General features: G+C 64.1%; 12 protein-coding genes and 1 tRNA gene. 11 read left to right on the forward strand and 2 right to left on the reverse strand.

The genetic code is table 11. The features are described from left to right. Positions 1 to 49: 49 nt before the first annotated feature. The 11 genes from glgA to GHK24_RS02040 all read left to right on the forward strand — a co-directional run bounded on the left by glgA (position 50) and on the right by GHK24_RS02040 (position 11,461). A complete protein-coding gene (gene glgA, locus GHK24_RS01990; protein ID WP_153468139.1) occupies positions 50 to 1,639 on the forward strand; it encodes a glycogen synthase GlgA in 1,590 nt (529 codons plus the stop codon). 160 nt (positions 1,640 to 1,799) lie between these two features. Then, on the forward strand, positions 1,800 to 3,716 hold the full coding sequence (gene thrS / locus GHK24_RS01995) for a threonine--tRNA ligase (RefSeq protein ID WP_153468142.1): 1,917 nt from the start codon (positions 1,800 to 1,802) through the stop codon (positions 3,714 to 3,716). Positions 3,717 to 3,748: 32 nt separating this feature from the next. Next, positions 3,749 to 4,264, forward strand: a complete 516-nt coding sequence (gene infC / locus GHK24_RS02000; RefSeq protein WP_153468145.1) for a translation initiation factor IF-3 — start codon at positions 3,749 to 3,751, stop codon at positions 4,262 to 4,264. A 121-nt stretch (positions 4,265 to 4,385) separates the two neighbouring features. Next, complete coding sequence (gene rpmI / locus GHK24_RS02005) at positions 4,386 to 4,583, forward strand: 50S ribosomal protein L35 (RefSeq protein WP_153468148.1); 198 nt, start codon at positions 4,386 to 4,388, stop codon at positions 4,581 to 4,583. Between the two features lie 11 nt (positions 4,584 to 4,594). Further along, the gene (gene rplT, locus GHK24_RS02010; RefSeq protein WP_153468151.1) at positions 4,595 to 4,954 is read left to right on the forward strand and encodes a 50S ribosomal protein L20; all 360 of its coding nucleotides are present in this window, start codon (positions 4,595 to 4,597) and stop codon (positions 4,952 to 4,954) included. Positions 4,955 to 5,021: 67 nt separating this feature from the next. Further along, positions 5,022 to 6,068: a phenylalanine--tRNA ligase subunit alpha gene (pheS, locus tag GHK24_RS02015; RefSeq protein WP_153468154.1), complete on the forward strand. Its 1,047-nt coding sequence runs from the start codon at positions 5,022 to 5,024 to the stop codon at positions 6,066 to 6,068. A gap of 69 nt (positions 6,069 to 6,137) precedes the next feature. Further along, entirely contained in the window at positions 6,138 to 8,513 is a 2,376-nt protein-coding gene (gene pheT, locus GHK24_RS02020) for a phenylalanine--tRNA ligase subunit beta (protein WP_153468157.1), read from the forward strand. Between the two features lie 14 nt (positions 8,514 to 8,527). After that, entirely contained in the window at positions 8,528 to 8,830 is a 303-nt protein-coding gene (locus GHK24_RS02025) for an integration host factor subunit alpha (RefSeq protein WP_153468160.1), read from the forward strand. Further along, on the forward strand, positions 8,814 to 9,191 hold the full coding sequence (locus GHK24_RS02030) for a MerR family transcriptional regulator (RefSeq protein ID WP_153468163.1): 378 nt from the start codon (positions 8,814 to 8,816) through the stop codon (positions 9,189 to 9,191). Before GHK24_RS02025 ends, GHK24_RS02030 begins: the two co-directional genes overlap by 17 nt. 55 nt (positions 9,192 to 9,246) lie before the next feature. Further along, a tRNA-Pro gene (locus GHK24_RS02035) sits at positions 9,247 to 9,323 on the forward strand. Positions 9,324 to 9,490: 167 nt separating this feature from the next. Then, complete coding sequence (locus GHK24_RS02040; RefSeq protein WP_228384477.1) at positions 9,491 to 11,461, forward strand: ABC transporter transmembrane domain-containing protein; 1,971 nt, start codon at positions 9,491 to 9,493, stop codon at positions 11,459 to 11,461. A gap of 47 nt (positions 11,462 to 11,508) precedes the next feature. Here GHK24_RS02040 and GHK24_RS02045 read toward each other — a convergent pair whose 3' ends face one another. Both GHK24_RS02045 and GHK24_RS02050 read right to left on the reverse strand, forming a co-directional pair. Continuing rightward, positions 11,509 to 12,765 carry an EAL and HDOD domain-containing protein gene (locus GHK24_RS02045; protein ID WP_153468166.1) on the reverse strand — a complete coding sequence of 419 codons (1,257 nt, stop codon included), beginning with the start codon at positions 12,763 to 12,765 and terminating at the stop codon, positions 11,509 to 11,511. A gap of 69 nt (positions 12,766 to 12,834) precedes the next feature. After that, positions 12,835 to 14,244, reverse strand: coding sequence for a phosphomannomutase/phosphoglucomutase (locus tag GHK24_RS02050; RefSeq protein WP_153468169.1), 1,410 nt, complete (start codon positions 14,242 to 14,244; stop codon positions 12,835 to 12,837). Position 14,245: the final 1 nt, after the last annotated feature.

The raw sequence follows: 14,245 nt of genomic DNA on the forward strand, positions 1-14,245 counted from the left end.
GCCGGCCCGCGGCGCAGCACGGCAGCGCCCGCCAACAGGAGAACCGAGGATGAGTCGCTTCGCCATTCTTTTCGCCGTTTCCGAAATCGCCCCGTGGGTCAAAACCGGCGGCTTGGGCGACGTCGCCGCTGCCCTGCCCGCTGCGCTGAAACATCGGCGGCAGGACGTACGGGTACTCGTGCCCGCCTATCCCGCCCTGCGCCGCGCCTTCCCCGAAGCACAGGAAGTCGCCAGCCTGCCCTCGCTGACCCCGGCCCTGCCGCCCTGCCGCCTGCTCGCTGCCAACGCTGACGGGCTGCCGCTGCTGCTGCTCGACTGCCCCGAACTCTTCGACCGCCCCGGCAATCCCTACCTCGATGCTGCGGGGAGCGACTACAGCGACAACGTCCTGCGTTTCGGCCTCCTGTCGCGCGTCGCTGCGCGCCTCGGCCAGCCTGATTCGCCGCTCGCCTGGCAGCCGGACATCGTCCATCTGCACGACTGGCAAACAGCCCTTGCCGCCGCCTTCCTGCACTATGAAGGCGGCGCCGCCAGCGTTCTGACAATCCACAACATCGCCTTTCCGGGCAATTTCGCGCCGAGCGACCTCGCCGCGCTGGCCCTGCCGCCTCAATCCTGGTCATTCGATGGCGTCGAGTATTTCGGCCACTTTTCCTTCCTCAAGGCCGGCCTGCAATTCGCCACCCGCCTCAACACCGTCAGCCCGACTTACGCCCGTGAAATCCTCGATGAAGCGCTCGGCTACGGTTTCGCCCCGCTGCTGCGTTACCGTGCGCAGGCCCTGTATGGCCTGCTCAACGGCATCGACACCGATGCGTGGAACCCAGCGAAGGACGCCCACCTCGCCGTGCCCTACAGCGCCGGCCGCCTCACCGGCAAACGCGCCAACAAAACGGCTCTGCAAGCGCGTCTCGGTCTGGAGCAGCGCGACGACCTGCCGCTCTTTGGCGTCGTCAGCCGGCTCACCGAACAAAAAGGTCTCGACCTGTTGCTGACACTCGGCAGCGGCCTCGCCGAACACCTGCCCGGCCAACTGGCGCTTCTCGGTAGCGGCGACCCCGCGCTGGAAGCCGGCTTCCGCGCCCTGAGCGAACGCTACCCAGGCCGCATCGCCAGCGTCATCGGCTTTGACGAAGCACTGGCGCACCAGATCGAAGCGGGCGCCGATATCTTCCTCATGCCCTCCCGCTTCGAGCCGTGCGGACTCAACCAGATGTACAGCCTGCGCTATGGCACGCCGCCGATCGTTCGCCAGACCGGCGGTCTGGCCGACAGCGTCGTCGATTGCAATGAAGCCTCCCTCGCCGACGGTACCGCCACCGGTTTCGTCTTTCAGGACGCTACCGCCCACGCCCTCTGGCAAACCCTCGAACGCGCCACCGCCGTCTGGAAACAGCCCCGTCTCTGGCGCCAGTTGCAGCAACAGGGCATGCGCCTCGACCTCTCGTGGAAGCGCGCCGCCGACGCCTATCTGGCGCTCTACGACGACACGCTCGCCGCGCATCGCTCAACTCTGCCAGCACCGCCCCCAAAGGGCAAGGCTCGTCCGGCCAAACGCGCTGCGCCGGCCGCCGCCAAAACAAAATCGCCCACCAAGACAGCCTCCGGCGGCAGTGGTCGCCGTGGGCCGCTTGAGTGAAACTGGCGCATCTGCGAGAATTGCGCCCACTCTCCAAGGAGCTCGCACAATGACCCGTCGAACGCGTACCACGACTGAGCACTAACTCGACTGCGAGCCTGCGCGACCTTCCCGAAAAGTGCGGCTCGTCCGCACTTTTTTGTTTTGTGACCGGAAAATCATGCCCCAGATCAAACTCCCCGATGGCTCCCTGCGCTCCTTTGAGGCCCCCGTAAGCATCTACGATGTTGCCGCCTCGATCGGCGCAGGCCTCGCCCGCGCTGCGCTCGCCGGCAAAGTCGATGGCAAGCTCGTTGACACCTCTTTCGTCATCCACAACGACGTCGAACTCGCGATCATCACCGAGCGCGACAACGAAGGCGTCGACATCCTGCGCCACTCCTGCGCCCACTTGCTGGCCTCGGCGGTCAAGGAGCTGTTCCCGGAAGCGCAAGTCACCATCGGCCCGGTCATCGAGAACGGCTTTTTCTACGACTTCGCCTATACCCGTCCCTTCACTCCCGAAGACTTGGCGGCGATTGAAAAGCGCATGAGCGAGCTCGCTCGCCGCGACCAGAAAGTCAGCCGCGAAGTCTGGAAACGCGACGACGCCACCGCCTTTTTCACCTCCATCGGTGAGCACTACAAAGCCGAACTGATCGCCGCCATTCCCGCCGACCAGGAAGTGTCGCTCTACCGTCAGGGCGACTTCGTCGACCTCTGTCGCGGCCCGCACGTCCCCTCGACCGGCAAGCTGAAAGTCTTCAAGCTGATGAAAGTTGCCGGCGCCTACTGGCGGGGTGATCAGAACAACGAGCAGCTGCAGCGCATCTACGGCACCGCCTGGGCCAAAAAGGAAGACCTTGAAACCTACCTGACCATGCTCGAAGAGGCCGAGAAACGCGACCACCGGCGCATCGGCAAACAGCTCGACCTCTTCCACCTGCAGGACGAAGCGCCAGGCATGGTGTTCTGGCACCCGAAGGGCTGGACCATCTGGCAGGAAGTCGAGCAGTACATGCGCCGCGTCCTCGACCAGAACGGCTACAAGGAAGTAAAGACGCCGACGATCATGGACCGCTCGCTGTGGGAGCGCTCCGGACACTGGCAGAACTACGCCGAGAACATGTTCACCACCTGTTCGGAAAACCGTGATTACGCGGTCAAGCCGATGAACTGTCCGGGCCACGTACAGATTTTCAACCAGGGTCTGCGCAGCTACCGCGACCTGCCGCTGCGTCTGGCCGAGTTCGGCTCCTGCCACCGCAACGAACCGTCGGGCGCGCTGCACGGCATCATGCGTGTGCGCGGCTTCGTCCAGGACGACGCGCACATCTTCTGCACCGAAGAACAGATCCTGTCCGAAACCTCGGACTTCATCGATCTGCTACAGCGCGTCTATGCCGACTTCGGCTTCACCGACATCCTGGTCAAGCTGTCGACCCGCCCGGCCAAGCGCATCGGCGCTGAAGAAACCTGGGACCGCGCCGAAGCGGCGCTGGCCGATGCACTCGCCGCCAAGGGACTGGCGTACGAACTGCAACCCGGCGAGGGCGCCTTCTACGGCCCGAAGATCGAATTCTCGCTGAAAGACTGCCTCGGCCGCGTCTGGCAGTGCGGCACGCTGCAGCTCGACTTCTCGCTGCCGCAACGCCTGGGCGCCGAGTACGTCGGCGACGACAACGAACGCCACGCGCCAGTGATGCTGCACCGCGCCATCCTCGGCTCGCTCGAGCGCTTCATTGGCATTCTGATCGAGCACTATGCCGGCGCCATGCCGCTGTGGCTATCTCCCGCCCATGCCATGGTGCTGAATATCTCGGAAAAACAGGGCGAATACGCAACGCATGTTGCACAAACGCTACGCAAGGCCGGACTGCGCGTAGAGTCCGATTTGCGCAACGAAAAAATAACTTATAAAATACGCGAACATAGCTTGAACAAGCTGCCGTATCAGATCGTCGTTGGCGACAAAGAGATGGCAGCTAATCTGGTGGCCGTGCGTACCCGCGGCGGTCAGGATCTCGGACAAATGTCCGTCGACTCCCTGATCGAGCGACTTCTCGCTGAAGTCGCTGCGCGAAGTGGCACGGCTTAACTTTTGTCGAATCGAGGAGCGAGACCATCGCACTGCAAAAGTCGCATCGTGTTAACGAAGAGATCAACGCACCGGAAATCCGCCTGGTGGGCGAAGAGGGCGAACCTCTCGGAATCGTAACTGTTAGAGCCGCACTGGCTTTGGCCGAAGAAGCCGGGATTGATCTGGTCGAAATTGCACCGATGGCTCAACCGCCCGTCTGTCGCATCATGGACTACGGCAAGTTCAAGTACCAGGAACAAAAGCGGCAGCACGAACAGAAGCTCAAGCAAAAGCAGGTGCAGGTCAAGGAAGTCAAATTCCGCCCCGGCACTGACGAAAACGACTACCAGATCAAGCTGCGCAACATGACGCGCTTCCTGGAAGAGGAAGACAAGGTGAAAGTCACCCTGCGCTTCCGCGGCCGCGAGATGGCCCACCAGGAAATCGGCATGCGCCAGATCGAGCGAATCAAGACCGACCTGCAGGACTATGCGGTCGTCGAACAGATGCCGAAGATGGAAGGTCGGCAAATGATCATGATTCTCTCGCCGCACAAAAAGAAGTAGCAGCAAGAAGACGGAGCGTTGTTGCGCTGCGTCGGGTTTTAGCATCACCCCAAGTGGTTCCGGGTCACCAAGAACTCCCGCCGGGAGGCACCCGTAGCCATGTTAAAAAAAGGAGCATTCAATGCCCAAGATGAAGACGAAGAGCGGAGCCGCCAAGCGGTTCAAGATTCGCGCCAGCGGCGGCATCAAGCGTGGTCAGGCGTTCAAGCGCCACATCCTGACCTCGAAGACGACGAAGACCAAGCGCCAGCTGCGCGGCATGACCGGAGTCCATGATTCCGACAAGGCCCAGGTTCGTTCGATGATGCCGTACGCGTAAGGAGATAAAAGATGCCTAGAGTTAAACGTGGTGTAACGGCGCGCGCGCGCCACAAGAAGGTTCTCGCCCAAGCCAAGGGTTACCGCGGTCGCCGCAAGAACGTATACCGCATCGCCAAGCAGGCGGTGATGAAGGCCGGCCAGTACCAATACCGTGACCGTCGTCAAAGGAAGCGTCAGTTCCGCACCCTGTGGATCGCGCGTATCAACGCCGCTGCCCGCGAACTCGGCCTGAAGTACAGCACCTTCATGAACGGCCTGAAGAAAGCGCAGATCGAAGTCGACCGCAAGGTTCTCGCCGATCTCGCCGTGTTCGACAAGCCGGCATTTGCCGCTCTGGCTGAACAAGCCAAAGCCCGGCTCGCTGCTTAAGCTTCGCGTGTGACAAAAAAGGAGGCGCTCGCCTCCTTTTTTTTTCGGTCGGATTTCATCACGAATCATGCAAACACTCGATCCCATCCTCCAGGAAGCCGTTGCCGCATTCGCAGCGACCGATGACGCCGATGCGCTGGAACAGGTCAAGGCGCGTTTCCTCGGCAAGAGCGGCAGCATCACCGCACTGCTCAAGGGCCTCGGCGCCCTGCCCGCCGACGAGCGCAAGGCCGCCGGCGCCGCCATCAACCGCATCAAGGAAGGCGTCGAAGCCGCCCTGAACGCGCGCCGCGAGGCATTGCGCCAGCAAGCGCTGGCCGCCCGACTGGCGGAAGAGGCGCTTGACGTGACGCTGCCCGGCCGCGGCGAGACGCGCGGCGGCCTGCATCCGGTAACGCGCACACTCGAACGCATCGAGGCGCTGTTCCGCTCGATCGGTTTCGACGTCGCCGACGGCCCGGAGATTGAGACCGATTTCTTCAATTTCACCGCGCTGAACACGCCGGCCGACCACCCGGCGCGTTCGATGCACGACACCTTTTATTTACAGGATGAAAACGGTGGTGTCGCCGACGGCATACTGCTGCGTACGCACACCAGCCCGATTCAGGCGCGTTACATGCAGGCGCACGTCGCCCGCTACAAGCACCTCGACACGATGCCGGAAATCCGCATCATCGCGCCGGGGCGCGTCTATCGCGTCGATTCCGACGCGACGCACTCGCCGATGTTCCACCAGGTCGAAGGTCTGTGGATCGGCGAGAGCGTCAGCTTCGCCGACTTGAAAGGCGTCGTTGCCGACTTCCTGCGCCGCTTCTTCGAGAGCGACGACCTGCAGGTGCGTTTCCGCCCCTCGTTCTTCCCGTTCACCGAGCCCTCGGCTGAAATCGACGTTGCCTTCATGGGCGGCGCGCTGAAAGGCCGCTGGCTGGAGATCGCTGGCTGCGGCATGGTGCATCCGAACGTGCTGCGTCACGCCGGCATCGATCCCGAACGCTATACCGGCTTCGCCTTCGGTTTCGGGCCCGACCGCCTGACCATGTTGCGCTACGGCGTGAACGACCTGCGCCTGTTCTTTGACGGCGACCTGCGCTTCCTGCGCCAATTCGTCTAATCGTCCAAAGATCTGCCCCGCGCTCGTTCAGAATTTGTGTAGCACTCGCCCAGAGGCCACTCACCGATCATGAAATTCTCCGAATCCTGGCTCCGCTCCTTCGTCGCCACCGACCGCAGTAGCGACGAACTCTCGCATCTGCTGACCATGGCCGGCCTTGAGGTCGAAGAGGTCGAGGCGGTTGCGCCCGCTTTCACTCACGTCGTCGTCGGCCACGTGCTGGAAGTCAGCAAGCACCCGAACGCCGACCGTCTCAACGTCTGCCGCGTCGACATCGGCAACGGCAACATCGCGCAAATCGTCTGCGGCGCGCCGAACGTCGCCGCTGGCATGAAAGTGCCGTGCGCCCTGCCCGGCGCCGTCCTGCCCGGCGAATTCGTCATCAAGGTCGCCAAGGTCCGCGGTATCGAATCCTCCGGCATGCTCTGTTCGGCCAAGGAACTCGGCATCGACGAAGACGCCTCCGGCCTGCTGCCGCTGGCGGCGGACGCCACTGCCGGCGACGACGTTCGCCGCCTGCTCGACCTCGACGACCGCCTGCTCACCCTGAAACTGACGCCGAACCGCGCCGACTGCCTGTCACTGACCGGCATCGCCCGCGAGGTGGCGGCGCTCACACACACGCCGGCACAGTTCCCCGCTATCACTACCGTTCCAGTCACCGGCAAGGCAAGCCGCGCTGTTGAACTCACCGCACCCAACGCCTGCCCCCGCTATTGCGGCCGCGTCATCAGCGGCGTCAACGCCCACGCCGCCACGCCAGAGTGGATGCTCCGCCGACTGCAGCGTAGCGGCTTGCGCCCGATCTCGGCGCTGGTCGACATCACCAACTACGTGATGCTCGAACTCGGCCAACCGCTGCACGCCTTCGATAACGCGAAACTCACCGGCACGGTACGCGCCCGCATGGCGCACGCAGGCGAAACCCTACGCCTGCTGAACGAGCAAACGGTCACCCTCACCGACGACATTCTCGTCATCGCCGACGACGCCAAGGCGCTCGCCATGGCCGGCATCATGGGCGGCGACGATAGCGCCATCAGCCTTGAGACCCGCGAGCTTTTCCTCGAATCCGCCTTCTTCGCGCCGGCAGCGATTGCCGGGCGCGCCCGCCGCTACGCGTTCTCGTCGGACGCTTCGCACCGCTTCGAGCGCGGCGTCGACTTTGCCGCGACACGGCAAGCCCTCGAACGCGCCAGCGAACTGGTGCTGGCCATTTGCGGCGGCGCTGCCGGCCCCGTCCGCGAAGCGCAGGCCGAACTGCCCGCCCGCCCGCCGGTGCGCCTGCGCACCGCCCGTGTCGCTCGCGTGCTGGGGGTGAACTTCACGCCGGCGCAAATCGCCCAGGTCTGCGAACACTTGGGTTTCAGCTTCACGCAAGAAAACGACGCCTTCGTCGTCACGCCTCCCAGCTACCGCTTCGACATCGAGATCGAAGAAGACCTGATCGAAGAAATCGCTCGCCTGCACGGCTACGACAACATTCCGTCGCTGCCGCCGCGCGCACCGCTAACCATGCTGGCACAGAGCGAAGACGCCCGCACGCTGCACCGACTGCGCCAAACGATCGCTGATCGCGGTTACCAGGAAGTGATCAACTTCGCCTTTGTCGAAGAAGCGCGCGAAGCGGATTTCGCCGCCAATAATGATCTCATTCGCCTCGCCAACCCCATCGCCAGCCAGCTCGCCGTCATGCGTTCGTCGCTCCTGGGCGGCCTCGTTGGCACGCTGCAAACGAATCTGCGGCGGCGTCAGAACCGCGTGCGCGTTTTCGAAACCGGCCGCTGCTTCAAGCGCGATGCAGCCGGCACGCCAGTCGCCGGCTTCAAGCAAGCCTGGCATCTGGGCGGCCTCGCCTTCGGCGGCGCCGCGCCTGAACAATGGGGAAGCGCCGCGCGCAGCGTCGACTTCTTCGACGTCAAAGCCGACCTCGAAGCCCTGTTCCTGCCGGCGGTCGCCCGTTTTGAGAAGACGACGCACCCGGCGCTGCACCCCGGGCGTGCCGCACGCATCCTTCTCGATGGCGAGCCGATTGGCGTCATCGGCGAACTCCACCCGCAATGGGCGCAGAAATACGAGCTTCCGCACGCTCCCATCGTCTTTGAACTCGAACTCGCCGCGCTGACCAAGACGCATGTGCCGAGCTACGCCGAGTTCTCGCGCCAGCCGCCGGCGATCCGCGATATCGCTCTCGTCGTCGACCAGAATCTCGAACTGCAAGCCATCCTCGACGGTCTCGCAGGCCACTGCCCAGCGCTCGTTCAGGAGCTCCGACTGTTCGACGTCTACACCGGCAAGGGCGTCCCGCAAGGGAAAAAAAGCCTTGCGTTCCGTATAGTTATGCAAGATACTGAAAAAACTTTGCAAGACACGGACGTCGATAGCTCCATGCAAAAACTGATCGATTACGCACTCTCGGCGTTCTCGGCGCAGTTCCGCGTCTGACGAGGAAAACAACAATGACGCTGACCAAAGCCGAACTCGCCGACTTGCTTTTCGAAAAGGTCGGCCTCAACAAGCGCGAAGCCAAAGACATGGTGGAAGCGTTTTTTGAGGAAATTCGCAACGCCCTCGAAACCGGTGACGGGGTCAAACTCTCCGGTTTTGGCAATTTCCAGCTGCGTGACAAACCGCAGCGCCCCGGGCGCAACCCCAAGACCGGCGAAGAAATCCCCATCACCGCACGCCGCGTCGTTACCTTCCATGCCAGCCAGAAGCTGAAGGCAGAGGTCGAGACCACCGCCGATGGATCCCGCGCATAAAGACATCAGCCGGGAGCCGTTACCGCCGATCCCGGCCAAGCGCTACTTCACCATCGGTGAAGTGAGTGAGCTGTGCGGTGTAAAGCCGCACGTCCTGCGTTACTGGGAACAGGAATTCACGCAGCTCAAGCCGGTCAAGCGGCGCGGCAACCGTCGCTACTACCAGCACCACGAAGTGCTGCTGGTGCGGCGCATCCGCGAACTACTCTACAACCAAGGATTTACCATCAGCGGCGCGCGCAATCGGCTGGAAGAAAGCGTTGCCGACACGCCAGCCGACGCGAACGCGCCGACCCTGGCGATGCTGAAAACCGAGTTGCAGAGCATCGCTGCGCTCCTCCGACGCGAAACTGGCGAATAGTTTCCGCACGACAAATGAAGCGCAGCCGGCGTTTTCGGATATAATGCCGGCCAGTCGGGGCGTAGCGCAGCCTGGTAGCGCACTTGCATGGGGTGCAAGGGGTCGCGAGTTCGAATCCCGCCGCCCCGACCAAAGAAATCGAAAAGAGGCCAATCTTCGGATTGGCCTCTTTGCATTTCTGCCGCGTATTTCCTTCTTCTCCCCCGCCTCAACGCCCAACGCGCGAACGTTGCCGTCAAAGCCGGAGTCAACCGAGAGCATGCCAGCCGTCGCGGATGGCCCACTGCCAAGGATTCCGAATGCCCAATTCCCCTCGCGGCCCCCGCCACGATCTGGCGCCGCAGAGCAGCGATGCCAGCGGCAGCGCTGCCGCTTCGATGCCCGCCTCCCGTAACTCGCCGCCCACGCCCGATACCGGCAACAACCCTGCCGCCCGCCCGATTTCTCCGGCAAGCGCCTTGCTCAGTCTGCTGCGCCCCTATCGCGGGCGCGTAGTCGTTGCGGCCATTGCGCTGGTCGTCGCAGCGCTGGCCCTGCTGGCGCTCGGCCAGGGGCTGCGCGCGGTCGTTGACCGTGGTTTCGCCGCCGGTGATCCGGCGTGGCTCGACCGGGCCTTGCTTGTCATGTTCGGCGTCATCGCCTTGCTGGCGGCGGCGACGTATCTGCGCTTTTATATGGTTTCCTGGCTGGGCGAGCGTGTCGCCGCCGACTTGCGGCGCCGCGTCTTCGATCACTTGCTGAGCTTGCCGCCCTCGTTTTTCGAGCAGGGGCGGACGGGTGACGTGATTTCGCGCCTGACGGCCGATACGGCGCAGATCGAAAGCGCCGTGGGATCAAGCCTGTCGATTGCCGTGCGCAACTGCCTGCTGCTGATCGGCGGGCTGATCATGCTGCTGACGACGAGTCTCAAGCTCGCGGCGCTGGTGCTCGGCGGCGTGCCTCTGGTCGTCGCGCCGATCATCTTTTTTGGCCGTCGCGTACGCGCGCTGGCGCGCAAGAGTCAGGATCGCGTCGCCGATCTGGGTAACCGGATCGACGAGACGATCCACGAAATCCGCATCGTGCAGGCGTACGGCCACGAAGATGCCGACCGACACGATTTCGCCACGCGTATCGAAGCAGGATTCGATACTGCCCGCCTGCGTATCCGTAGTCGCGCCGGGCTGGTCGCAGCGGTGATCCTGCTGGTGTTTGGCGCCATCGCGCTGATCCTCTGGATCGGCGGCCACGACGTACTGGCCGGGCGCATCAGCGCCGGCGAACTGTCGGCCTTTGTCTTTTATGCCGCGCTCGTCGGCGGCTCCGTCGGTGCGCTCTCCGAATCCTGGGGCGACCTGCAACGCGCCGCCGGCGCCACCGAGCGGCTACTCGAACTGCTTGCTGTGGTTCCCGACATTCGTCTGCCGCCGAGTCCCGTGCCCTTCCCCCCGGAAGAAGGAGCAGCCAGCAAATCGTCGTTGCCAATTCAGGCGCCGAATGGGGCGCTACGCCCTCCGCAAAGTGACTCGCTGAAGCGCCCGAGCGAAGCCCCGGCGCGCGGCGAGATCGTCTTTCAGGACGTCGACTTCCGCTATCCGTCGCGCCCCGACAGCCCGGCCCTGGAGGCGTTTTCCTTGCGCGTCCGGGCAGGAGAAACGGTGGCGCTGGTGGGGCCTTCGGGCGCAGGCAAAAGCACCGTCTTCCAGCTTCTGTTGCGCTTTTACGATCCGCAGCAGGGAACGCTCTGCATCGACGGCGTCGATCTGGCGACAGCCGACCCGCGGGCAATCCGCCGCGCCATCGCTCTGGCGCCGCAGGAGCCGGTGATCTTTGCCACCAGTGTGCTTGAGAACGTCCGCTACGCGCGCGCCTCGGCAACGCTCGACGAGGTACGCGCCGCCTGCACCGCTGCCCACGCCGCCGAATTCATCGCCGAATTGCCCGACGGCTACGACACCGATCTGGGTGAGCGCGGCGTCAAGCTCTCCGGTGGCCAGCGCCAGCGCATCGCCATCGCACGCGCGCTGCTCGCCGACCGACCGATCCTGCTGCTCGACGAAGCCACCTCGGCACTCGACGCCGAAAGCGAGCGACTCGTGCAAGCCGCCCTCGACCGCCTGATGGAAAACCGCACGACACTGGTCATCGCCCACCGTCTGGCGACCGTCCAGCGCGCCGACCGTCTGGTCGTTCTTGAACACGGGCGCATCGTCGAGATGGGCACGCACGCCGAGCTCCTGCGCCAGGACGGCCTCTACGCCCACCTCGCGCGCCTGCAGTTCGCCGCCTGAGCGCAGGACGCTGCAGCACAAGGCGGCGCGGCAAAATTCAGCGCCGCTCAGGCGCGCCGAGCCTCGACCCCAAGGCTGTTGGCCCACGCCAGTGCTTGCGTCAGCGCACCATTGATGTCGCGCGACGCAATACCCGGCAAGTCACGCAAGGTCGCCTCGACGATTTCCATGTCGCCGCTGTCGACAGCCAGCGCCAAGGCCAACAGCTTGCCGAGGGTGCCCTCGCCGGCCGTCAGCGCCTGCACAATGCGCGGCGGCACCGGCAGTTGCGCGAGGATTTCCGGCATGCCGACGCCCAAGAGGGCCGGCATCAGCGACATGATGCCGACGAGGAAGGCGTTGTCGGTGAGTTCGCGGTTGCCGGCATTCGCCTTGGCCGCCAGCAGTTCCATGAAGCGCCCGCGCGTCGCCGCCAGTTGCAGCAAGGGACTGACCGTCTGCTCGCCCTTGGGATTGGTGAACAGCAGCAGTTGCAGCCAGCGCTGGAGCTGGCGCCGGCCAAGCACCGTGATGGCGTGCCGCAAGGAGGTGATGTGCACCGCCATGCCGCTCCCCACCGAGTTGGTCAGGCGTAGCAGATTGACCGTCAGTCCTGGTTCCAGTTTGAAAGCCGTTTCGATGTCGGAAGTCTCGGCGTCTTCGAGCAGCAGCCCGAGCAGTCGCAGCAGCGTCAGCTGCGACGGGCTGAGACGCCGGCCGGCGATGATCGTCGGCCGCGCGAAGTAGAAGCCCTGAAAGAGCTCAAAGCCCAGGCCACGGCAGATCTCCATCTGCTCCGCCGTTTCCACCTTTTCGGCCAGCAGCTTCTTGCCCAGCGGTTTGAGCTTGCCGACCAGCGCGGCGAGCGCTTCCGTCGACAACTGCTGCACGTCGACCTTGATGATGTCCGCGAGTTCGAGTAGCGGGCGATAGCTGTCGTCGGCCTGAATGACGTCGTCGACGGCCAGCGAGAAGCCCTTCACGCGCAGTTGCCGACAGCGTTCGAGGACGACCGGCGTTGGCTCGACGGTTTCGAGAATTTCCAGCACGACCGCCTGCTGCGGCAGCATCTCGATCAGATCGCTGAAGAGAAAATCCTGGTCGACGTTGATAAAGCCGCGGTACGGCCCAAGCGCGTCGCCGACGGAGAACTCGGCAAAGGCGTTGGCGATGACGGTGGCCGTCGCCTGACTGGCGTCGCCCACCTCCGCCGTCACGGCGACTCCGCCGGTGCGGAATAAGAGTTCGTAGGCAGAAAGCTGCTGGTCGCGACCAAGGATGGGCTGGCGACCGAGAAAGAGTTGCTGCTCGTCAGACTCAGGCATGGTGATGAAACACTCGGGAGATGGATTTAGGACAGTGATCCTGGACGACTGTTCGCCAGTCGCAGCGCCTTAGAAAGGCAATTCAAGCCCCGGACGGGCGGCAAGCAGAACGCGCCGGAAGTCGTCCTGAATGCGCGACAGGGCGGCGGCATTGTCGGCTTCGAAGCGCAGCACGACGACCGGCGTGGTGTTCGACGAACGCGCCAGACCGAAGCCGTCGGCGTATTCCACACGCACGCCGTCGAGCGTGATGATGTCGCGCGCGTCCGTGAAGTGGGCCTCGCGCGTGAGCGCCTCGATGAGCGCGAAAGGCTCGCCCTCGCCCATGCGGATATTGAGTTCGGGCGTCGAGACGGCGTTCGGCAGGGCATTCAGCACGGCGCCGGGAGCGGCCGAGCGCGAGAGGATTTCGAGCAGGCGTGCAGCGGCGTAAACGCCGTCGTCAAAGCCGTACCAGCGCTCCTTGAAGAACACGTGGCCGCTCATCTCGCCGGCCAGCGGCGCGCCGGTTTCCTTGAGCTTGGCCTTGATCAGCGCGTGACCGGTCTTCCACATCAGCGCTTCGCCGCCGTGCTGACGAATCCACGGCGCCAGCAGGCGCGTGCATTTGACGTCGTAGATGATCGAGGCGCCGGGGCAGCGCGACAGCACGTCGGCGGCGAAGAGCATCAGCTGTCGATCGGGGTAGATGATGTTGCCCTCGCGTGTCACCACGCCAAGGCGGTCGCCGTCGCCGTCGAAGGCAAGACCGATCTCGGCATCACTGTTCGCCAGGGCCGCGATCAGGTCGCGCAGATTCTCCGGCTTCGACGGATCGGGGTGATGGTTCGGGAAATGCCCGTCCACCGCGCAGAACAGCTCAGTCACCTCACAGCCCAGGCGCCGCAGCACCTCGGGAGCGACGCCCCCGGCGACGCCGTTACCTGCGTCGACGATGACCTTCAGCGGTCGCGCCAGCTTCACGTCACTGACGATGCGCTCGATGTAGGCCTCGCTGACGCTGGCGTGCCGCAATTGGCCGTGGCCAGTGGCGAGATCGCCCGTTTCGATGCGCCGGCGCAGGCTCTGGATCAGATCGCCGGCAAGCGTCTCTCCGCCGATGACCATTTTCAGGCCGTTGTAGTCCGGCGGATTGTGGCTCCCCGTCACCGAGACACAACTCTGGCACGCAAGCTCGTAGGCGGCGAAATAGCTCACCGGCGTTGGCACGCAGCCGATGTCGATGACGTCCACGCCCGCCGCGCAGATACCCTCGGCCAGCGCTGCCGCGAGTCGCGGCCCGGAAAGACGACCATCACGCCCTACCGCGATGGTCTGTTGCGCGCGCTCACGGGCAAGACTGCCGAGCGCCTGACCAATGAGGCGCACGACGTCTTCGGTCAGCGTGCGATCGACGATGCCGCGAATGTCGTACGCCTTGAAAATCTCCGCCGCCACGCGTGGCGAAGACCGCGTTTCGAGGTCGTGCGTGGATGTCATG

The sequence above is a fragment of the Rhodocyclus gracilis genome, assembly GCF_009617575.1.
Lineage (GTDB): Bacteria > Pseudomonadota > Gammaproteobacteria > Burkholderiales > Rhodocyclaceae > Rhodocyclus > Rhodocyclus gracilis.